14 protein-coding genes are annotated in these 23778 nt (G+C 39.2%); 12 read left to right on the top strand and 2 right to left on the bottom strand.

Going from position 1 to position 23778, the window contains the following annotated elements; genetic code table 11:
- Positions 1-187 precede the first annotated feature (187 nt).
- From H4J57_RS06925 to H4J57_RS06945, 5 genes are all read left to right on the top strand, one after another.
- A complete protein-coding gene (locus H4J57_RS06925; RefSeq protein WP_182242332.1) occupies positions 188-1534 on the top strand; it encodes a DASH family cryptochrome in 1347 nt (448 codons plus the stop codon).
- Positions 1527-3083: a cryptochrome/deoxyribodipyrimidine photo-lyase family protein gene (locus tag H4J57_RS06930; RefSeq protein WP_259366813.1), complete on the top strand. Its 1557-nt coding sequence runs from the start codon at positions 1527-1529 to the stop codon at positions 3081-3083. The genes H4J57_RS06925 and H4J57_RS06930 overlap by 8 nt, the downstream gene beginning before the upstream one ends.
- Positions 3084-3089: 6 nt before the next feature.
- On the top strand, positions 3090-3236 hold the full coding sequence (locus H4J57_RS06935; protein WP_182242333.1) for a DUF2256 domain-containing protein: 147 nt from the start codon (positions 3090-3092) through the stop codon (positions 3234-3236).
- Between the two features lie 51 nt (positions 3237-3287).
- Positions 3288-4838 (top strand): cryptochrome/photolyase family protein, encoded by a 1551-nt coding sequence (locus tag H4J57_RS06940; RefSeq protein WP_182242334.1) that lies wholly within the window; start codon positions 3288-3290, stop codon positions 4836-4838.
- 128 nt (positions 4839-4966) lie between these two features.
- Positions 4967-5218, top strand: coding sequence for a TIGR03643 family protein (locus H4J57_RS06945; protein ID WP_070375800.1), 252 nt, complete (start codon positions 4967-4969; stop codon positions 5216-5218).
- 110 nt (positions 5219-5328) lie between these two features.
- On the opposite strand, the gene putA is transcribed toward H4J57_RS06945, so the two are convergent.
- A complete protein-coding gene (gene putA, locus H4J57_RS06950) occupies positions 5329-9153 on the bottom strand; it encodes a bifunctional proline dehydrogenase/L-glutamate gamma-semialdehyde dehydrogenase PutA (RefSeq protein WP_182242335.1) in 3825 nt (1274 codons plus the stop codon).
- 419 nt (positions 9154-9572) lie between these two features.
- Positions 9573-11369 carry a PhoX family phosphatase gene (locus H4J57_RS06955; RefSeq protein ID WP_182242336.1) on the bottom strand — a complete coding sequence of 599 codons (1797 nt, stop codon included), beginning with the start codon at positions 11367-11369 and terminating at the stop codon, positions 9573-9575.
- 174 nt (positions 11370-11543) lie between these two features.
- On the opposite strand from H4J57_RS06955, the gene H4J57_RS06960 reads away from it, so the two are divergent.
- The 7 genes from H4J57_RS06960 to H4J57_RS06990 all read left to right on the top strand — a co-directional run bounded on the left by H4J57_RS06960 (position 11544) and on the right by H4J57_RS06990 (position 23662).
- A complete protein-coding gene (locus tag H4J57_RS06960; protein ID WP_182242337.1) occupies positions 11544-13190 on the top strand; it encodes a hypothetical protein in 1647 nt (548 codons plus the stop codon).
- A gap of 536 nt (positions 13191-13726) precedes the next feature.
- Positions 13727-14488 carry a pyruvate dehydrogenase complex transcriptional repressor PdhR gene (gene pdhR / locus H4J57_RS06965; RefSeq protein ID WP_182242382.1) on the top strand — a complete coding sequence of 254 codons (762 nt, stop codon included), beginning with the start codon at positions 13727-13729 and terminating at the stop codon, positions 14486-14488.
- Between the two features lie 297 nt (positions 14489-14785).
- Entirely contained in the window at positions 14786-17473 is a 2688-nt protein-coding gene (gene aceE / locus H4J57_RS06970) for a pyruvate dehydrogenase (acetyl-transferring), homodimeric type (protein ID WP_182213654.1), read from the top strand.
- A gap of 19 nt (positions 17474-17492) precedes the next feature.
- The gene (gene aceF, locus H4J57_RS06975) at positions 17493-19160 is read left to right on the top strand and encodes a dihydrolipoyllysine-residue acetyltransferase (RefSeq protein ID WP_182242338.1); all 1668 of its coding nucleotides are present in this window, start codon (positions 17493-17495) and stop codon (positions 19158-19160) included.
- A 212-nt stretch (positions 19161-19372) separates the two neighbouring features.
- On the top strand, positions 19373-20806 hold the full coding sequence (gene lpdA, locus H4J57_RS06980) for a dihydrolipoyl dehydrogenase (RefSeq protein ID WP_070375807.1): 1434 nt from the start codon (positions 19373-19375) through the stop codon (positions 20804-20806).
- 378 nt (positions 20807-21184) lie between these two features.
- Positions 21185-23137: a S9 family peptidase gene (locus H4J57_RS06985; protein ID WP_182213651.1), complete on the top strand. Its 1953-nt coding sequence runs from the start codon at positions 21185-21187 to the stop codon at positions 23135-23137.
- A gap of 186 nt (positions 23138-23323) precedes the next feature.
- The gene (locus tag H4J57_RS06990; RefSeq protein ID WP_182213649.1) at positions 23324-23662 is read left to right on the top strand and encodes a hypothetical protein; all 339 of its coding nucleotides are present in this window, start codon (positions 23324-23326) and stop codon (positions 23660-23662) included.
- Positions 23663-23778 lie beyond the last annotated feature (116 nt).

Genomic DNA, 23778 nt, shown 5'->3' on the forward strand with positions numbered 1-23778 from the left:
ACCTATTAAGTATTAGCCTCAGCTAACCGACTCAACTATGATTTTCTGTAAAACCTGCTTTTATCAATTAGTGGGCGATTAACTGCCTGACTACATCGAGTTACACCCGCATATAATAACTTAACGATGTTGATCTAATCGCTAAGTTAATTCGTATATAATTTTTTTGAATCTTCGAATTATATCTATGAAACGTTCCTTATACTGGGTGACTAACGATCTTCGTCTCAATGACAACATTGCACTTAACTTAGCCAGCCAAAGCGAACAATTACTTTGTGTTTATGTCGTTGATAAAAAGTGGTTCGAGCCAAAGAACTATCAATCTAAACCTTTGGGTGATAAACGCTGGCACTTTTTACAGGGGTGTTTGAGTGATTTTAATCAAAGTTTATTAGCATTAGATCAACAACTTTACATTGTTTACGGGGACACATTATCGAGTTTAACCGCGCTCTGTGAAAAATATGATATTACCGATGTTATTACCACACGTCTTCCTGGCACATATGAAAACAGTTTGATCGATGAGCTCGGTCGGCGTTTGCCCGAAGCGGATATTCATCAGGTCGATCAATTTACGTTATTCCCACATCACGTTTTACCCTTTGAACTTGAGCAACTCCCAATAAGTTATTCTAAGTTTAGAAAGGTGATGGCTGATATTAGCATCGCTGATGTTACACCCAGCACTCAATCTTTGCCCAGTATGTTTGCTAATATGCCTTCACCAACAATTTTTAGGCCATCGTGGTTACCTAACACACCTTATCAAAGGGCAAAGTGTGGTTATAATTTTGAGGGCGGTGAAACTGCCGGTTTAAAGCAGCTTAGTCGTTACTTTTCATCGGCTTTACCGGCTGATTATAAACAGGTTAGAAATAATTTAGACGGCTGGGATAATAGCAGTAAGTTATCGGCTTGGTTAAATTATGGTTGTATCTCTGCGCGGCAAGTAAACCGCTCCATTACTGATTTTGAAGAGCAGCAAGGGGAAAATAGTTCAACACAATGTCTATATTTAGAATTATTATGGCGAGAATACTTCCAGTGGTTACATTTTAAAGTCGGTGCAAAAACCTACCAATTTAAAGGTTTGGCTGAACATCCACCCTTAACTTCATTTTATCCTGAGCGTTTTAATAAATGGTGCTTAGGTCAAACTCCTTATCCGCTTGTTAATGCCTGTATGAATGAATTAATGACCACAGGTTATATAAGTAATCGAGCCCGTCAAATTGTAGCCAGTTGTTTGGTTAACGAACTCAGTGTTGATTGGCGATTTGGCGCGGCTTGGTTTGAAGAGCAGCTAATAGATTATGATGCTGGAGTTAATTGGGGTAATTGGCAGTATATTGCGGGTGTCGGCGTTGACCCTAGAGGTGGCAGACATTTCAATATTGAAAAGCAAACAGCACTTTATGACTCTGATGGGGTTTATCAGGCTAAGTGGGTTACCCGAGATGATTACTCGAGTAAGCCACTGGATTCTGTCGACGCTTCTGATTGGCCGGTGCAACCGCTAAATGACTAAGACACTTATTGAAGAAAAACCGATGAATACAGCGGTAAATGTTGTTTGGCTGAAACGTGATTTACGGCTCAGTGATCATCAACCTTTAGTGCAAGCGATTAAATCGGGTCAAACCTTGCTTTACTACGTCTTTGAACCGCTACTTATAAACGACCCTCATTATGATGAGCGGCATTGGCGTTTTGTTTGGCAATCTATTGCTGATATGAATAGTCAGCTAGCCGCTTTTAATTCACGTGTATATTTGTATTTTGGTGATGCAATAGCGGGCTTAATTGAAATCAATAACGTCTTTAAAATAAGCGGGTTGTTTAGCCACGAAGAAGTGGGTTTATTATCGACCTTTGAGAGAGATAAATCGGTACAACAGTGGTGCCAAGCACAAGATATAGTTTGGAATGAGAGTCAATTTGGTGCAGTAAGTCGTGGCAAAAAAAATAGAATTGATTGGGACAAACACTGGCGCCAAGTGATGAAAGCCCCGCTGGAACAAGCCAAATTATCGGATGATGTTCTAGCGAGTTGCACATTAATAGATAAGCTATTTGTCTGCAGTTTTCCAATATCATGGTCAATAACGGATGACTTTATGCTCAAAGGTGGCGAGATTTGGGCACAAAGAACCCTGCAATCCTTCTTAAAGGGTCGTGGTAAGGGGTATCATTTTGATATCTCTAAACCGCAAGCAAGTCGTAAAAGTTGCTCTCGGTTGTCACCTTATCTAGCCTGGGGCAATATAAGTTTAAGAGAGTTCTATCAAACTATTTTGATAACAAGATCAGAGCGGGGTTGGAAACGACCAATAGACGCGCTGGCTTCTCGGCTACATTGGCATTGTCACTTTATTCAAAAATTTGAAAGTGAACATCAAATGCAATGGCGACCCGTGAATAAAGCCTATAATGACTTAATGTATCCAGATATTCATTGTGGACTGAGTGTTGAAGAACGACTAGATAAATGGAAAACTGCGCAAACAGGTTATCCATTAGTTGACGCTTGTATGCGTTGTTTAGAGCAAACTGGCTATATAAATTTTCGTATGCGGGCGATGCTAGTGAGTTTTTTATGCCATCACTTACTGGTGGATTGGCGATTAGGCGTTACCCATTTAGCACAATTATTTCTTGATTTTGAACCTGGCATTCATTACCCACAATTTCAAATGCAGTCTGGTGTTACTGGTACTAATATCATAAGGGTTTATAACCCGGTTAAGCAATCATTAGAGAAAGATAGTCATGGTGAATTCCTGAGAAAATGGTTACCTGAATTAGTTGAATTACCCAATGAAGTTATTCATACACCCTGGTTATTGTCACCCATGGAACAACAGCTTTATCAATGCCAATTAGGTGATGATTATCCATCTCCTATGGTTGATATTAACGAAACAGGCAAGATTGCTCGCGATTTACTGTGGGGCTTTCGTCAACGATTTACCACTAAAAAAGAAGGGCAACGTATTGTAGCTAAACATGTTAGAGGCAATAAAAAAATATCCAAAGCTAAAAAACCTCAACAGTTAAAAATTGCAGAAAGTGATTAAGTTATCATGCATAAAAAATTAACGTTACCCGAGAAAAATTGCCAGACTTGTAAAAAGAATTTCTTTTGGCGTAAAAAATGGCAAGCGTGTTGGGAAGATGTCCGCTATTGCTCTGAGCGTTGCCGACGTAGTAAAAATACCAGCATCAGCTAAAATAATTATGTATAGATCAATTCAAAGTTAAATGTAAAGTAAGGTAAATTAATGAAGGCGAAACATCTTAGGCTAATATTAGGCGATCAACTTAATGTTATGCACAGCTGGTTTGAACGGGTCGATAGCGATGTTGTTTATGTCATCGCAGAGCTTTATCAAGAAGCTAATTATACTAAGCACCACAGTCAGAAGATAACAGCGTTTTTTGCTGCTATGGATAATTTTGCTCAAACTCTGGAGAGTAAAGGGCATCAGGTTTGCTATTTAACCTTAGATGAAACAGCAAAATATCAAGATTTACCTGCTTTGATCGCCACATTAGTGACCACTTATGCCAGTGAAGATTTTAGTTTTATGCGTCCTGATGAATATCGATTGCGCGCGCAATTAAGCGAGATGTCAGCTCAATTATCGGTACCTGTCTATGAAGTCGACAGTGAACACTTTTTATTACCCTTTGATGAACTCGCTGATCATTTTAAAGCCGCTACCCACGTAAGAATGGAAAATTTTTATCGTTTTATGCGCAAGCGCTTTGCTATTTTAATGAATGGTGCCAAGCCTGAAGGTGATGCTTGGAATTTTGATGCGAATAATCGTCAATCCTTTAAAAAAACCGATCTTAAATTTATTCCTAAACCACTGGTCTTTGACAACCCAGCAAGTGATTATTTACAACGGATAAAACATCATAAGATTGACACGATAGGGCGTGAATCTGAGCATGTTGCTTATCCTATTAATCGCCAACAATCGCTAGAATTATTAACGTTCTTTTGCGAACATCAGTTAGAAAACTTTGGTAATTTTCAAGATGCGATGACTGTAGCCTCACCTTATGCTTGGAGTTTGTACCACTCGCGGCTGAGTTTTTCATTGAACTGTAAAATGCTTAATCCGCTTGAGGTCATTGAAACCGCTCTGGCTGCCTATCAAGCATCAGCAGGTAAGATAACCTTAGCGCAAATCGAAGGTTTTGTTAGGCAAATATTAGGCTGGCGAGAATATGTTAGAGGTATGTATTGGGCTAATATGCCTAATTATGCCGATCAGAATTTTTTAGAGGCAAAGCGTGATTTACCCGCTTTCTTCTGGAATGCTAATACTAAAATGCAGTGCTTAAGAAGTGCTATCTCGCAATCACTCAAACATGCCTATGCTCATCATATTCAACGATTGATGATCACCGGCAACTTTGCTTTACTGGCTGGCATAACGCCTAGCCAAGTCGATGATTGGTATTTAGGTATCTACATTGACGCGATTGAATGGGTAGAATTACCGAATACCCGCAGCATGGCACTTTTTGCTGACGGTGGTTGGATAGCGACAAAACCTTATGCGGCTAGTGGTAATTATGTCAATAAAATGAGTGATTATTGCAAAGGTTGCCATTACAACGTTAAAGAAAAAGTGGGCGCTAATGCCTGCCCATTAAACAGTTTGTATTGGAATTTTATTGATCAAAATTATGATAAGTTTGCTGGCAATCATAGAATGAGTTTTCCTATTCGTAACTGGGATAAAATGGAGCCTGCGAAAAAAATTGAAATTAGAGAGCACGCAACACAGTTATTGAATAATCTAGATAATTTATAGGCTCATGAGTTAGCGCTGGCTAGATAGGCAGACCTTCAGTTAATGGATAAAAGTTAGGCGCTAATGGTCTTTATTTATGAGTGGCGCGTATAACGATTATGTTTATTTACTACCTTTAGGATCCTTTTATGCAATTTTCTATGGATGAAGAGTCAAGAATTATAGAAATGGCTTGGGAAGATAGAACACCATTTGAAGCAATAGAACATCAGTTTAGTTTGCAAGAGCCTGATGTTATTAAGTTTATGCGTAGTCACTTAAAGCCTAGAAGCTTTAGATTATGGCGGGAAAGAGTAAGTGGACGCTCAACCAAGCATGTAAAATTAAGAAGTCCTGACGTATCGAGAGGATACTGCCCAACGCAATATAAACAACGTTGATCACAGCTATATAAAAAAATATCAATAAAAAGGGCATCTTATGATGCCCTTTTTCGTTTGATTTGTAAGTAATGACCCATAACGGGTCATACTTTTTAGGCAATCAGTTGTTAATCTTCTTCAACTAAGGTCATCAGCGATGTATTACCACCTGATGCCGTCGTATCAATACTAATCGTTTTCTCGGTTAATAGACGTTGGATCAAATTATCGAAATATTCTGAACTGATCACTGGCAATATCGCCCCTTGACGTTCAGCTAATTTTTCACTGATAAAGTGCTTACGATCACAATGACTGTCGACCACAACACCTGACAAGGCAGGGTGCGCTAACATCGTTGACAAGTGGCGTAAACGTGCAACCTGAAAAACACCTTCATCGGCACCCGTTGAGAGGAACTTGTCTCTAAAGGCGATGGCTTCATCATAATACAAATCAGAAACAACACTAACAACGGTATTACCGGTAGCCAACGCCGTTACAATAGATAGTACCCAGAAGTGAAAGCTCACTGTCGCATCGGCAAAACAAATAATATTACCGCGGTTTTCCAAATATAACACATTAGACTCACCCGTTGGTCCTGGTAAGAATGTTGGCTTTTTCAAACGCTTTTCAATATCAATCAACTGTGAACGAGCGCCTTTTAAGGTCAGATTTAAATCGTCGGCTAAATCATCAACAATATCAATATGCGCAATTTTGGCTAACAGCTGACGAACACAAGAAAGACGGGTATTTAACTCAGTTAAGCGCCAGCCTTTTTCTGCTGCATTTGCTTTGTCCATAAACAAAGTTGAGGCTTTATCTGATTCTGCATCACCGTCTAAGGCTTCTACCTGCGAAGGTAGCAAGTTAAATTGTTCGGCATCTGGCGTAGCTTTTTCAATAACTAAACGTGTTAAGTAATTGGGTCCACCTGCTTTTGGTCCCGTACCGGACAGACCACGACCACCAAAAGGTTGTACGCCAACAATGGCGCCAATCATATTACGGTTAATATAAACATTACCTGCGCGTGACAGCTTAGCTAAATCTAAGGCACGGTGTTCAATACGCGTATGAATACCCATAGTTAAACCAAAACCTGTACCATTAATTTTATCGATAACCGCTTCTATTTCATTGCCTTTAAAACGTACAATGTGCACACAAGGGCCAAAGACTTCTTTTTTAAGGACGCTAATATCTTTAATTTCATAAAGACGAGGCGCAAAAAAGAAATGCTCGTTACCTGCCACTTCAGCTGATATCTCACACTGATATAACAATTGACCATGGGTTTGCATATAGTCACTGTGTGCATTGAGCGCGCTGAGGGCTTTTTCATCAATTACTGGGCCGATATCTGTGCTTAAATATTCTGGGTTACCGACATGTAATTCTGCTAAGGCACCCTTAAGCATAGTAATGACATTATCAGCGATGTCTTCTTGTAAAAATAATACACGAAGCGCAGAACAGCGCTGACCTGCCGATTGAAATCCTGAAGAAATAACATCGTCAACAACTTGCTCAGGCAAGGCAGTTGAGTCAACTATCATACAATTTTGTCCACCGGTTTCAGCGATGAAAGGCACCTGATCGCCACCTCTATCAGCCAACGTTTGTGAAATTATTGTGCCGGTTTCAGTGGAACCTGTAAACATAACAGTTTGAATACGAGCGTCAGGCACAATAACACTGCCCACTTCGCTTCCGCGAGCAATAACCGCTTGAACAACACCTTCAGGTAGTCCAACCGACTCCATTAGTTCAATGGTGCGCAAGGCAATTAAACTCGTTTGTTCAGCAGGTTTTGCTAATACGGTATTACCGGTAGCGATTGCCGCAGCAACTTGCCCTAAAAATATCGCTAATGGAAAATTCCATGGGCTGATACACAGTACTACACCACGAGCTTCTAGGCGTTCATCTTCTTCGAGTTCAATCGCTTGGTTAGCATAATAACGACAAAAATCGACGGCTTCTCTGACTTCATCAATACCATCTTGCGCAATTTTACCCGCTTCTTTAATACATAAGGCGATAAGTTCGTCCATATGGCGTTCAAGAATATCGGCAACGCGACATAACAAATCGGCACGTTCAGATACTGGTGTTTTCGACCACGAAGCAAATGTTGCTTGTGCGGTGTCGATCATTGCCAGCATGTCATCTTTAGTGTGGTGTTGATGGAAACCTATGACTTCACTATGGTTGGCGGGGTTTTTAACCGCTACCGAGCCTGAAGGCACATCATTTTCATTGATGTGATGATCGGTAAACCAGTTATCTAATGATAATTTTAACGGCGCTATAGCATTAATATCGGTTAAGTCTAGCCCTTTAGAATTATCACGGCCCAGACCTTTCGCATCATGATACAAGGCGATAGGTTTAACTATTTGGTGGTTATATTTATCTTTTAAACGCTGGGTTTTTTCAACGGGATCGCCCAATAAAGACTCGACTGGCTGAGACTCATCAACGATAGCATTAACAAAAGAAGAGTTAGCGCCGTTTTCTAATAAACGACGCACTAAGTAAGCTAATAACTCTTCATGATGACCAACAGGAGCGTAAATTCGACATTGAATATTTTCACTTGAGACAATTTGGTCATATAAAGAATCGCCCATGCCATGTAAACATTGGAACTCAAAACCTTCTTTATCATCGCCAGCTAGCTCAACAATGGTTGCCGCTGTGTAAGCATTATGCGTAGCAAACTGTGGATAGATACTATCTCTATATTCCAGTAATTTATTAGCACAGGCGTGGTAAGAAACATCGGTAGAAGACTTACGCGTGAAAACAGGGAAATGCTGAAGACCATCTTTTTGAGCATTCTTAATTTCAGTATCCCAATAAGCGCCTTTAACCAAACGGATCATCATTTTTCGGTTAGCACGTAGGGTTAAATCACGTAACCAATCGACGACAAAAAGCGCACGTTTTTGATAAGCTTGTAAAGCCATACCAAAACCTGTCCAATCGCCTAACTCGCTATCGCTAAAAACCGCTTCAATAATATCAAGTGATATATCTAAGCGTTCAGACTCTTCGGCATCAACGGTTAAGCCAATGTTATAACTTTTTGCTTGTAAGCAAAGTGCTTTAAGTTTTGGCACAATTTCGGCCATAACGCGGGCTTTGTGGGTAAACTCGTAGCGAGGATGAATGGCTGAAAGCTTAACCGATATACCGGGCACTCGGCGAGGATCATTTTTACCCGAGGCGCGAGCAACAGCGCCGATCGCATCGATTGCAACTTGATAAGATTTAAAGTAACGATCAGCATCCGCCATGGTGCGGGCACCTTCACCGAGCATATCGTAGGAATAGACATAACCTTGCTGTTCTTTAGTGGCAGCACGCGCTGTTGCCGCTTGAATAGTTTCACCCATTACAAACTGCTTACCCATTATTTTCATGGCGTAGTTCATTGATTTACGAATAACTGGCTCGCCTAAGCGACCAATGACTTTTTTCAATAAACCAAAGCTGTCTTTTTTACGTTTATCAGCATAATTAACCATAGTGCCGGTAATTAATAAGCCCCATGATGAAGCATTAACAAACAGTGAATCACTGCTGCCTAAATGACTGCTCCACTGGCCTTGAGAAATTTTGTCACGAATTAAGGCATCTTGAGTATGTTTGTCTGGCACACGTAATAAGGCTTCTGCCAAACACATCAATACCACACCTTCTTCACTGGAGAGTGAGTACTCTTTTAATAGGGAATCAATTGCGCCATTCCCAGATTGGTCTTCACGAATTTGTAAAACCATTTTGCGAGCTCTTTCCCAAGCTCTACTTCTAGCACTAACATTAACTTCTGCCACAGGTAGAATATGATCTACTGCTATATTTTCATCAATACGATAAAATTCACGGATTTTCTGACGAATTGGGCAGTCTGTGCTAAACGAACCATTAAAAAGCATATACTCTTCCTCAAAATGACTACATAACAGCTTGGTGCTATATAGCGATAGTTACAATAGAATTTGTTTGTTTAATTCTGATTTGCCTAATTATAAATGTCGCTATAGTACAATACCACCATAGAATGTATTTCCTGGTCAAATAAGATATAAAATATACGGTATAATATATATAGTTGCCTAAAAATACTGCTGTTTACGCTAAGTTGCCATGGCATTTACTTAGCATTTACTTGCTATGGTTTAGTCAATATTTAGTGAGTGTTTTGTATTGCTAAGTCATTTCTTAATGCTGAAATTAAACCAACCCCTAGCGCTTACTACCGAGCGGCAAACCGCCTTATATTTGTATCACTTTTATGTAAAAAAAAGCCCAGACATGCTGGGCTTTATCAATATTAACGCTGAATTTTTAAAGGTTATTCACCTTTTGGGTTATAAATCCACAGGGCGTTGTTAACATGCTTACTGGTGTCTTCACCAATTAAAACACGACCATCATCCATCACCGCTAAATTATCAGGGTTGGATATACCATTAACATCGCATTTGTTGCCATTGGCATCGCCGTCTGAATTATAAGCGCCACCGACAACGACTGGTTCCATGCGGTTAACGTTAAAGTCTGTTTGGACACCAAAGCGATATACCGCGCCACAGTAAGCTGATGAATCAAGCTGAATATCACCTTCATTATCAACCATACCTTTTCCAACTGAAGACATAGCAACATACATGTAAGGTACGGCACCACTGGCAACACCATCATAATTAATCACCACACCTTCCATTTTACGAAATTCAGTGGTCGCGCCTTTGGCTTTAGCTGCTCGTAACGTTTCTAAAAATGCGTAACGGTCGTCGCCAGCTCCATTTATTGCCCAATCATCTATTTCTGTTTGAGTGATATAGCTGGTTTCACCTTCAATATAATCAGCTTCAGTAATACCGTTATATGAATTTATCCAGGTTTTTATTTCGGTATTATTACTGCTACCTAACTCAATCCACTGAATATCAAAGCCGGCTTTTGCTGGCGCACTTGTTGCGTCTTGCGTTAATTTAGCGGCATATAAAGTGCCGGCGCTTAAATCGCCTGCGTTAGTGGCAACAAATTTATAAAAGGCTTTATTTGAACCATCATCAGTGGTGTAAACTGTTTTCCAATCAGGCATTACCACCGAATTTTCATGGGCAACACGACCTAAGGTAAAATGCTTTACTGGCGTTGGGCTCGTTGAAGTTGGGTCTGTAATTTCAACTATATAGCCGTAATCATAGGGGTTGGGTAATGTTGAACTTGCTAAATAGGTTTGTAAGTTTTTAACATCTGGGTAGCTAGGATAGCCATCTAAGTAAGCGGTGTTATTCCATTGCTCGGTATTTTCAGCTTCGTAGTTTTCTTCTGACGTTAAAGGGGTATTCCATGGTGATAGCGTACCAAAACAATTAATGATTGTGCCTAATACCGCTGAAAAATCAACGTTAATCGCATCACCTATTGTCCAAGTTCCACTGTCTTCTTTAGATAGTTCTATACGGCTCATTGCACCTGGGCGATCTTCCCATGCGGTGAATAAAAAACCTGTGTCACCACTGGCAGAAGTTGGAACGAAGGCATTAAAATCAGGATCTTGAGATTGCTTAATCTTAGTGGCTTGATCAGCACTAGCAATCGCGCCTAAACCATGAGGTAATTGGTTATTCAAGGTATCACCCGCTTGCCCCAAAACTTGGTAGGTTCCGGCAACGACCCGTACTGCCATTTTTTCTGTATCGGTTGTTGGAACCGATAAACTCTCAGTCATAGGGTCAAGCGTACCCCAGTCAAACCCCGTTACTACGCCAACTTTTGCTGGTGTTTCGTTACCTGACAGATCTGAAGGGTGTTGTACATTAAAGAAAAGTTCATCGTTATCCGTTAAAAACATACCCGTAATTTCTGCACCTACTGGCACGGTTGCTAAGCGGGTTAGTTTTGCTGCAGCTGTCAGGTTTTGCCCATTAGCCCCATCACTCCCATTAGCGCCATCAGTACCATCAGTACCATCAGCACCGTTGACACCATCATTGCCATTGCTACCATCTAATCCAATGACGCCATTAGAACCGTTTGTACCATTTTTACCGTCATCACCACCACACGCTGTTAACATTGACGAACCGAGAATCACTGCTATGAGTGTCGCTATTTTTCTTTTTTTTAGATTCAGCATTTTATCTTCCTAGAGTTATGTGTAAAAACGCTATTAAAGTAATATCGGGGTGTGACATTTAGGTGACGTCTTTTTGACTTTATTGTTAAGAAAATATGAAAGTGCGCTTCAAATTACTGTAATAAAAGCCTTGTATAATTTACTGAATATATAAATGAGGGGCTATTAAAGCTTATGAAAAATTACGTATTAATATTTAGTTTACTTGTGACGATTTCCTTTATTGGTTTTTCGAGTTTATCAAAAAGTGAAAAAATGACTCAGGGCTTATTACCCGAAGTAGACATGAGTGAAATAATCACGCCGACAGCGAATGGCAGCATTAATGAAGAAGCACCTATTCCATCGCAGTGTTACACCAAAACTGCAGGGAGTAACAATCCCTGTTACACCTGTCATCAAACCTATAGCCATACTGAAACTGATAGTTACCGCAATAATTTACGTAATGACGGGGTTAATCAGGGTCTTTACAACTTTTCGGATGAAGGTGAAAGTAATAGCTGGAAAAACTTATTTGTTAACCGCGAACCCTGGATAGCAAAAATATCTGATGAACAAATAGCACAATACATAGATCAAGATAACTACAGTCAATTGTCGACGACATTAAAAGATAATAACTGGCAAGGTTTTATTCCCGACTTGAAAAACTATAATTTAGCCGGTGAAGCCTTTAATGATAAAGGTATTGCTAAAGATGGCACAGGTTGGGTGGCGTTTAATTACAAACCCTTTCCGGGAACCTTTTGGCCAACGAATGGCGCCACAGATGATGTATTAATTCGCTTATCAGCAGAGTTTAGGCAACTTAATGGCGAATATAATGAAGATGTCTATTTAATTAATCTTTCGTTAGTTGAAATGAGTATTAAGGCTTTACCACAAATAGATATTTTCCCAGCCGATGAAGTAAAGCTTAATAGCGACTTAAATATAGATGGTCAATTCACCAGACAAGTTGAATTATTGTTAGCTCAAGAATACTTTGTTGGCGATGCCAAGCAGATTAAAGTGCCTCGTCAACAATACCCGGTTAACACCGAAATTATGCATTCAGTTCGTTATGTTGGGATTGATACAAAGGGTGAAACCACTATTCCGCAACGGATGAAAGAGTTGCGCTATATGACTAAAACGCAATTATTAAATGACTCGGCAATAGACAGTGCTTATCGGCGAGAGCGAAAAGAGAAACTTGATGAACAATTACCCAGTTATATCCGTGTTAAAGACCGTGGTTTTAATAATAAATTTGGCTGGCTTATTCAAGGCTTCATAGAAGATTATAATGGTGAGTTAAGACCTCAGTCTTATGAAGAAACTTTCTACTGCATGGGTTGTCACTCCGCTATAGGTACCACAATTGATCAAACGTTTGCTTTTCCAAGAAAAGTAACTGGACGAGCAGGTTGGGGCTATATCAATTTAAAAGGTATGAAAGATGCACCATCGAAAGGACAGCAAGAGGGAGAAATTTTACAATATCTGCAAATTAATGGTGGCGGTAATGAGTTTCGAGAAAACATGGAAATGCACAGCAAGTGGTATAAAAAAGATGGCTCTGTTGATAAGGAGAAAGTAAAGCAAGCGGATGTTTATGCGTTAATTACCCCGTCCAAGCAACGTGCTTATGCGATGAATAAAGCCTATACCCAAATTGTCAGAACGCAGAGTTTTATTCATGGCCGCGATGTCAATATTACGCCTGCAATTAACGTTCATAAGACGATCGATGAATCAGTTGCACCATTAGAGCCAGAGCATCGAGTAGAAGGGTGGGATATTCGTTTAGATTGGTCAGATAAAGTTATAAATTAAAAAATAGTCCTATAATTCATTATTGTTTTGTGTCGCTTAAATTGACTTTTAATTAATGGAAACTCAGCTTTGTAAAGGGCTATTTTATTTAACATCTAGCCGTTTTATAAGAGTTAAGCGTAATTTATAGCGGGCTTTTCAATAATTTTTATAATGTTTTTTTTGATCTGTTATCGAATCTCAATGCGTATAAAACTAAAAATAACCAGATAAAATAATTTAGCTTAATGACCACCTTGTTGGTTGAATAGTGTTCGATATAAGGCTTTTATTTGAGTTATTGTGTTAGCTATTCAAACAGTTGTTTGGAGTTTGAGCTCTAAAATAGTACTTGGAAAATCAGCCTAGCTGATCTATCTTCTCTTTACAAAATGTGTTTTTTTTGGTATTTTTACACCACTTTTTTGATTGGTAAGACCAATTTACCTCTTGGTTTTTTAGAAGATTTACAAAGAAAGTTTAATCACTTTTTAGTTTTATCTAACTCTAGGCCAATAAAACTATAGGTTAAGCTGTTAGTTATGACATTGTCAGGTATCCAAAAGCCAGTTAAGCAAGCAAAATTGTCGGATGTAATTTTACGACAATTAGAAGCCTTGATTCTTGAAGGTAGCTTGCAAGCAGGTGAAAAATTACCACCTGAACGAGAGTTAGCAAAACAATTTGATGTTTCTCGACCCTCATTACGCGAAGCTATTCAAAAGTTAGAAGCTAAAGGCTTAGTAAATCGTCGCCAAGGTGGTGGCACATTTGTTAGTGACCAAATTTTATCAGGCTTGTCTGATCCGTTATTTGAGTTAATGTCGAAAAGTAAAGAGTCGCAATTTGATCTCTTAGAGTTTCGTCATGGTATTGAAGGTATGTCGTCATATTATGCGGCGATGCGAGGCACGGAAAATGATTTTGCTGAAATACAGAAAAAGCATGACGGTATCGGCAATGCCCAGTTAGAAAATGATTTACGTTTAGAGGCTGAAGCTATATTCGACTTTTATCTTGCTATATGTGCGGCGTCACACAATGCGGTCACCCTGCACTTAGCGCGAAGTATGTCGAGTTTGTTGATTGATAATATTGAGCAAAATCTTACTGTTTTAGCTAAGCGCCCAGATATATTTACGCAAATGGCTGAATTTAGAAAACGCTTGTTAGACGCAATTATTAGTGGTCAGCCACAAAAAGCTTGGGGGGCAAGCCACCGTCACCTCGCTTTTATAGAAGAAGTGCTACTAAAAATGTCACAAGAAGATAGTCGCATGGAAAGATCAATGCGCAGAATGCAACGTAGTGAATATTAATAGCTATTACGTTGCAAAATAAAATTTAGAAAATAACTGTTTAACGTTAATCAAAGCATGTAAATATGCAAAAGTTGACTATCTTTAAACACAGAAATTTAACTTATAGCTATCATAATTTAAGATGTTGAAGTTTAGTGTGAGTGCAAAATTATAGATACAAGGCATTCGTTTGCAGCAATGGTTCGCTATTGCAACAATGAGTAACGCCGTAGTGCTAGTTTTGAAACGCAATAAACCTGCATATAGAGTAATGATGACTATATATACTTACTAACTATTGGAAACTAAGTAATTATGTCTGAGCTCCCAAAAATTGATTTAGATTCATTGGAAACCCAAGAGTGGTTGGAATCTATGGATTCTATTCTGGAAAATGAAGGTCCAGATCGTGCACATTTCATTTTAGAAAAACTTATTGACCGCGCTCGTCGCAGTGGCACACATTTACCTTTTGAAGCAAAAACAGCTTATGTAAATACCATACCTCCTGGGCAAGAGCCTAATATGCCAGGTGATCAAACGATTGAAGCACGCATTCGTGCAGCTATTCGTTGGAACGCTTTAGTACTGGTACTTCGTGCGTCGAAAAAAGATTTAGACTTAGGTGGACATATAGGCAGTTTTGCTTCTTCTGCGATGTTATACGATGTCGGTTTTAATCACTTCTTCAGAGCGGCTTCTGAAAAAGACGGTGGTGACTTTATTTTCGCACAAGGACATATCTCTCCAGGTATTTATGCGCGTGCCTTCATGGAAGGTCGTTTAACTGAATCTCAAATGGATAACTTTCGTCAAGAATGTGATGGTAAAGGGTTATCTTCTTATCCTCACCCTCATTTGATGAAAGATTTCTGGCAGTTCCCAACTGTTTCTATGGGGCTAGGTCCATTACAAGCAATTTATACTGCGCGTTTCCTTAAATATTTAACCGATCGTGGTATCAAAGATTGTTCAGCGCAACGCGTTTACTGTTATTTAGGTGATGGCGAGACCGATGAGCCAGAATCATTAGGTGCTATTGGTTTAGCTTCGCGTGAAGGTTTAGATAACTTAACATTTGTTATTAACTGTAACCTACAGCGTTTAGATGGCCCTGTTCGTGGTAATGGCAAAATTATTCAAGAGCTTGAAGGTACTTTCCGTGGCGCTGGCTGGGAAGTCGTTAAAGTTATTTGGGGTTCTTACTGGGATGCCCTTATTGCCCGTGACACTTCAGGTAAACTTTTACAACTTATGGAAGAAACGGTTGACGGTGAATACCAAAACTGTAAAGCCAAGGGTGGTAAATATACCCGTGAGAACTTTTTCAATAAATACCCTGAGACAGCGGCATTGGTTGCCAATATGTCTGATGAAGATATTTATCGTTTGAATCGTGGTGGCCATGATCCGGTTAAAGTTTACGCCGCTTATAAAAAAGCGATAGAAACTAAAGGTCGTCCAACTGTCATTCTAGCAAAAACAGTAAAAGGTTTTGGTTTAGGTGCCTCAGGCGAAGCATTGAATGTTGCTCATAACGTGAAGAAAATGGATGTTGAGTCTATTAAGCTTTACCGTGATCGTTTCAATATGCCGATCAATGATGATGAAATTGCTGATTTGCCTTTCTATCGATTCCCTGAAGACAGCGAAGAGTTCAAGTACATGAAAGCGCGTCGTGAAGCGTTAGGGGGTTCTTTACCTGCTCGTCGTGTACAAGCAGATGAAACGTTAGAAATCCCATCTCTTAAAGTCTTTGACGCAATATTGAAAGGCTCTGGTGATCGTGAAGTTTCTTCAACAATGACCTTTGTTCGTGTATTGAATGCACTATTAAAAGATAAAAAAATAGGCAAGCGTATCGTGCCTATTATCCCTGATGAAGCGCGTACTTTTGGTATGGAAGGTTTATTCCGCCAAGTGGGTATTTACGCAAACGAAGGGCAAAAATACATTCCTCAAGATGCTGACCAAGTTGCTTATTATCGTGAAGATAAAAAAGGTCAGGTTTTACAAGAAGGTATTAATGAATTAGGTGCTATGGCGTCTTGGGTTGCAGCGGGTACGTCTTACTCTACTTGTAATGCGACAACAATCCCATTTTACATCTACTACTCTATGTTTGGTTTCCAACGTGTTGGTGACTTAGCTTGGGCAGCGGGTGATAGCCAAGCAAAAGGCTTTTTACTAGGCGCTACTGCCGGTCGAACAACCTTGAATGGTGAAGGTTTACAACATCAAGATGGTCACTCACATGTGCAAGCAGGTTTGATCCCTAATTGTGTGACGTACGATCCTACTTATGGTTATGAAATATCGGTTATTGTGCGTGAAGGTTTACGTCGCATGTATGAAGAAAATGAAAATATTTTCTTTTACTTAACCTTAATGAACGAAAACTATAAACATCCGGCGATGCCTGAAAATAAAAATGTTGAAGAGCAAATAATTAAAGGTATTTACAAGCTTGAAACGGTAGCAGCGAAGAAAGCTTCGAAAAAACCAAAAGTTAACGTGCAGTTGATGGGCTCAGGCACTATCTTGGAAAAGGTACGTGAAGCGGCACAAATTTTAAGTGCTGATTACGGTATTTCAAGTGATGTTTACTCAGTAACTTCATTCAATGAATTAGCCCGTGACGGTCAAGATGTTGCACGCTGGAATATGCTTCACCCAGAAAGTAAGCAAAAACAAGCGTACATCTCTAATGTTATTACCAAAGAAAATGGTCCTGCAATTGCAGCAACTGATTATATTAAAAACTATTCAGAGCAAGTGCGTGCCTACATAGACACCGAATACCGCTGTTTAGGTACCGATGGTTTTGGTCGCAGTGACAGTCGCGCTAATTTACGTACTCACTTTGAAGTGAATGCTGCTTATATTGTTGTTGCGGCGTTATTTGAGTTAGCTAACCGTGGTGATGTTGAGCGTTCAGTAGTTACTGAAGCGATTAAACGCTTTGATATCGACACTGAAAAACTTAACCCACTTTACGCATAAGCAGACTAGGAGATTTAATATGTCAGATAGTCAAAAAATTCTAGTCCCTGATGTTGGTGGCGACGAAGTAGAAATTATTGAAATTTGTTTTGCTGTTGGCGATTCAATCGAAGCAGACGAAGGAATTGTTACCGTTGAAACTGATAAAGCATCAATGGATATCCCGGCACCATTTGCTGGAAAGTTATCAGCATTATTGGTCAGTGTTGGCGATAAAATTAAAGAAGGTGATGTGATTGCTGAAATGACATCATCGCAAGCAGCACCTGAAACGGCTGAAACTACAGACGAAGCGCCAGCAGAAGCTGTAGAAGAAAAGGTTGCAGAAGTTGAGTCAACTCCTGCACCTGCTGAGGCTCCTGCTAAGGCGGCGGTATCAGCACAAAGTGAAATTATTGATATTGCAGTTCCTGATATTGGTGAAGACGGTGAAGTTGAAATTATCGACGTTTTAGTGAGTGTTGGTGATGTTATTGAAGTTGAAGATGGTTTAATCACCTTAGAAACAGATAAAGCGACAATGGACGTGCCTTCGTCACATGCGGGTACCGTTAAAGAAGTATTGGTTAGCGTTGGTGGCAAAGTAAAGCAGGGCGCTATTGTAATTAAGCTTGAAACATCAAGTGGCTCACCAGTTGAAGTCGCTGCTCCTGCTCCTGTTGCTGAAGAAGTTGCTGAAGCACCGAAAGCTAAACCCGCACCACAAAAGGCTGCTCCTGTTCCGCATCACCCACAAGCGGGTAAAGTGGCTTCATCGGGCAGTATCTATACTTCGCCATCGATTCGCCGTATTGCACGTGAATATGGTGTTGATTTAACCTTAGTTAAAGGAACGGGCAGAAAAAGTCGTATTTTAAAAGAAGACGTACAGTCTTACGTGAAATACGAACTGTCTCGACCTAAAGCTAATGCGGGTAGCTCTGTTGCTGCGGGTGAGGGTGGATTACAGGTCGTCAGTGCTAAGGCTATTGATTTCTCGAAATTTGGCGAAATTGAAACGAAAGCACTTACGCGTATTCAAAAAATATCAGGTCCATTTCTTCATCGTAATTGGGTAACTATTCCACATGTTACTCAATTTGATGAAGCTGATATCACTAATGTTGAAGCATTTCGTAAAGAACAAAATGTTATTTGTGAAAAGAAAAAGCTAGGTTTTAAGATCACGCCATTAGTCTTTATTTTAAAAGCGGTTGCTGATGCTTTACGTGAATTCCCTGCGTTTAACTCAAGTTTGAGTGAAGACGGAGAAAGCTTAATTCTCAAGAAATACATTCACATCGGTGTTGCTGTTGATACGCCTAATGGTTTAGTTGTCCCGGTAGTACGTGATGTCGACCAAAAAGGTATTCATCAACTCTCTCGTGAACTTCTAGAAATTAGCATGAAAGCACGAGATGGCAAATTGAAAGCGACCGATATGCAAGGTGGATGTTTTACTATTTCTAGTCTTGGTGGTATTGGTGGTACAGCATTCACGCCGATTGTTAATGCTCCTGAAGTGGCAATTTTAGGTGTTTCAAAATCAGAAATAAAACCTAAGTGGAATGGTAAGGATTTTGAGCCTAAACTTATGTTGCCATTATCAATGTCGTACGACCATCGTGTTATTGACGGTGCATTAGCCGCGCGCTTTACGGTACACTTAGCAAGTGTAATGTCTGATATTCGTCAATTGATCTTATAATTGATAGAGTCTTTGACGCTAAGATAAAAGTGAGCAGGCAGAAGTGCCTCTCACTTTTTACTACTTTGGTCAAAGAAGGTGCGATTAAAGATGGTACTTTGGTAGGAGTTTAAGTAAAATTCCGCCCAGTAAAGTATAAATAATATTATATTTGTGGCTTTCCATATTGGCAAAGCGATAAATGACAAAACAACAAGTTAATTGAGGTAAACATGAGTAACGAAATTAAAACTCAAGTAGTAGTATTAGGTTCAGGCCCTGGTGGTTATTCAGCGGCATTCCGTGCTGCAGATTTAGGTTTAGATGTAGTCTTAATTGAAAGCCGAAAAACATTAGGTGGTGTTTGTTTAAATGTGGGTTGTATCCCATCAAAAGCATTACTTCATGTTGCTAAAGTTATTGATGATGCAGCTGCAATGGCTTCACACGGGGTTACTTTTGGTAAGCCTGAAATTAATTTAGATAAAATTCGTGACTGGAAAGATAGCGTAGTCTCTCAACTTACTGGCGGCTTAGGTGGAATGTCTAAAGCGCGTAAAGTGACTACAGTTTATGGTTACGGCAAGTTCACTTCAGATAAAACGATTGAAGTTGAAGGCAATGACGGCGAGAAAACGACGGTTACTTTTGATAATGCTATTATCGCCGCTGGTTCTTCTGTTATCGATTTACCTTTTATTCCAAATGATGACCCACGCGTTATTGATTCAACAGGCGCTTTAGAACTTCATGACATTCCTGATGAAATGTTAGTATTGGGTGGTGGTATTATCGGTCTAGAAATGGGTACGGTATACAGAGCTTTAGGCGCTAATGTTTCAGTGGTTGAATTTGCTGATCAATTAGTACCAGCTGCAGATAAAGACATTGTTAAAATTTATACTAATTTCAACAAGAAAAACTTCAACATTATGTTATCTACTAAAGTGGTTGCAGTTGAAGCTAAAGTTGACGGTTTGTATGTGACTTTTGAAGGTAAAAAAGCACCAGCAGAACCGGTACGTTACGACAAGATTTTAGTGGCTGTTGGCCGTAAGCCAAATGGTCATTTAGTTGCTGCTGACAAAGCAGGTGTTAACGTTGATGAACGTGGTTTTATCAATGTAACGAATGAACTACGTACTAACGTTCCACATATTTTTGCTATTGGTGATGTTGTTGGTCAACCTATGCTTGCACATAAAGCGGTTCATGAAGCGCATTGTGCAGCAGAAGTTATCTCAGGTAAAAAACATACCTTTGAACCACGTTGTATCCCTTCTGTTGCTTACACTGATCCTGAAATGGCTTGGACTGGCGTAACAGAGACTGAAGCTAAAGAGCAAGGTTTAAACATTGAAGTCGCTAACTTCCCTTGGGCGGCTTCTGGTCGTGCTATCGCTTCTGGCCGTACTGAAGGTAAAACTAAGTTAATCTTTGAAAAAGAAACGGGCCGTATTCTTGGTGGTGCCATTGTTGGTATCAACGCAGGCGAAATGTTGGGCGAAATTTGTTTAGCCGTTGAAATGGGTGCTGATGCAGAAGACATAGGCTTAACCATTCATGCTCATCCAACATTAAATGAATCTATTGGCTTAGCAGCTGAAATTTTTGAAGGTTCAATTACTGATTTACCTAATGCAAAAGCGGTAAAGAAAAAGAAATAATCATTGTTTTTAAGTAAACGATAAACTTGCATTTATGCTGAAATGCCATTCACTATTGATAGTGAATGGCATTTTTTATGGGCTATTTTTTTAGTTAGCGCTTAATCTTTACTGAACTAAGTACCTAAGCCCCAATTCACCAACGCTATTTAGTGAGAGTCAGCGATATACCTTTTAACCTTCGTTTTTTGATCATTATTATCAGTCATCTTTTTTTCAATGACCCACCTCGTTATTAGTTTGGATCGACCTGAATTATAAATATGGCAAGTTTACTGGCAATTTTGTAAATAATTTGTAAAGATATAGGTAAATGATTTTTATCGTATCATCGATAATGACAACTACCGCTAATCAACAAGTCGCTAGGATGCAGTAATGAAAAAAATAATAATCACTATTCTATTGCTCAGCGTGACCTTCTTAAGTCATGCAGAAAAACAAACGTTAACCTACAAGGAGTTTGGTCACTTACCTATAATTCAAGAACCTACCGTATCACCAGATGGTAAACATATTGCTGGAATATTTAACAGTGAAGATGGTCCGTCGGTTGTGATGAGTGACTTTGGCTCAAATAGCATTATAAAACTTGTTAGCCTTAAAAAGTCTAAAGACAGAATAGACTCGGTTATGTGGGCAAATAATGAACGTTTGTTGGTATCATCGAGTTACTCTAAAAAGCAATGGGGTGATAGATTTCGAGTTAATCGATTATTTTCGGTTAACATTGACGGCAGTAAGTTGGTTGAATTAAATCGTGCAGCAAATCTTCGCAGTTTAACGGGTGCAGAAATCGCTATGTATGATTTAAACAGCTCTCAACAAGTTGTTTCGTTATTAAAAGCAGAAAAAGAATTTGTATTATTGCAGATGTACTCTCCTAAAGATAAAGGACAATCTGTCTATAAAGTTAATATTTATGAAAATAAATTTGAAAAGTTATTCGTTAATAAATATGACGTTTATAGTTGGGTTGCCAATAAAGCGGGTGATGTCGTATTGGGTGTAGGGTCTGACGATTATGACAGTACGATTACGAATATATGGTACAGAAAAGACAATAATGATGAGTGGAAGTTATTACACTCTAAAAAGGCGTTCGAAGGTGAAACTTTTTCTCCTATCTTAGTTAGTGATGATAAGGCGATTGTTATCTCTGATCACAAGTTACACAGAGACGCACTTTGGCAATATGATATTAAGTCGGGAGCCTACGATAAGCTATTATATGCTAATGATAACTATGATGTAGAAGGTGCTATTTTTAATGCGGATAGAAATGAAGTTATTGGTGCTATTTATTTCGAGCACTACCGTAAGAATCATTTTTTTACTGATGCTGACACTGAAATCTATAACATTGTAAAAAATAGTTTCAAGCAATACCAAGCCAGTATTTATAGTATGAGCAAAGATAAAAAGAAAATTTTAGTAGCTGCTCAGCGAGATAATTCACCCCCTAAGTTTTTTTGGTTAGATTTAGCTAAAAAATCAGGTGGTTTTTGGATCAGTCAATACCCCTATTTAGAAGGCAAGTCGCTGGCTAGTGTTCAACCGTTTCAATTTGAAGCATCTGATGGTATGTCATTGCACGGGTATTTAACGTTGCCAACAACGCCAATGAGTAATAATAAAAAACCACCCTTGATTATTCACCCTCATGGCGGTCCACAATCAAGAGATTACCAATACTTTAGTCCGTTTGTGCAATACTTTGCCAGTAAAGGTTATGCCGTACTGCAAGTTAACTTTCGTGGCTCCACTGGCTTTAGTAACGCTTATCAAACCGCTGGTTACCAACAGTGGGGAAAACGTATGCAAGATGATATTTATGAGGCGATAGACTGGTTAGCTGAGACCGAACTGGTTGATACTAATAATAGCTGTATTGTTGGTGCTAGCTACGGCGGTTATGTGGCATTAACGGCTGCATTTCAAAGGCCCAAGCAATTTAAATGTATTGCCAGTATCGCTGGGATTGGTGACTTACTTGAGTTAGCAAAAGATGAATACAGATACGAATCTAAACGACCTTTTATTGATAAAACCATTGGTAACCCAACGGACGATAAAATTATTGCCAGTCTTAAAGCGACTTCTGCAATTAACTATCTTAAACAGATCAAAGCACCGATATTATTGATTCATGGTAAACATGATACTCAGGTAAGGTTTAGCCAATCTGACGATTTTTATGATGCGGCTAAAGACGCTGATTTAGATATCGATTTTGTTGAGTTTGCTAATGGTACACATTATCTCGATGAAAATGAAAATCGCATAGAAGCATTTAAGGTGGTGGGTGAATTCTTAGAAAAGCACTTGTAAATGCTTGACTAACTTCATATAAAAACCAGCATTTTTGCTGGTTTTTATGTTTAGGAACCGTGAACTGTCTCAGCACCATCGCCATACCTTGGCAGCTATATTGTCTCAGCATTAGTACATTTTTGGTTGTCGATGGTAGAGTACAGCTGCTTTATACTATAAATTATTATTTGAAAAGGACTTATGATGCGTTTATTTACTTTAGCTATTACTTGTTTTGCTCTATCTGCTTGTACCAACATTGTTTCTGAAAACGGAGCTTCACAATGGGATTTTGATCACAATATTCAGTTTGAACAAACAAAACTCTCTGACAATAAATATCACTTAGTGGTTAACCCTAAGTCTGATACTCATTTTGATAAGCTGGCTACTTTTATGATGAGACAGTCTTACGAGATTTGTGGCACTTATGGTTTTACCATTGAAGTGTTAAAAGGTATTGAAAAGTTTGATGACAGAAAATCGTTTCCAAATTTAATTATGCCTTCGTTATCTGCTAATATTGAATGCGCTAGTCAGTAGAAGCATTTCTGTTCAATGTAAACTTCTCTCATGTGCTCACTTAATTACATACCCAGTTAAGTGAGGATAGTCCTTGCATGGCTGTGCCATTTTTAATAACTAGAAGATTAAAATAA

This window comes from Colwellia sp. BRX8-7, from assembly GCF_014077275.1.
In the GTDB taxonomy this organism is placed as follows: Bacteria; Pseudomonadota; Gammaproteobacteria; order Enterobacterales; family Alteromonadaceae; genus Colwellia_A.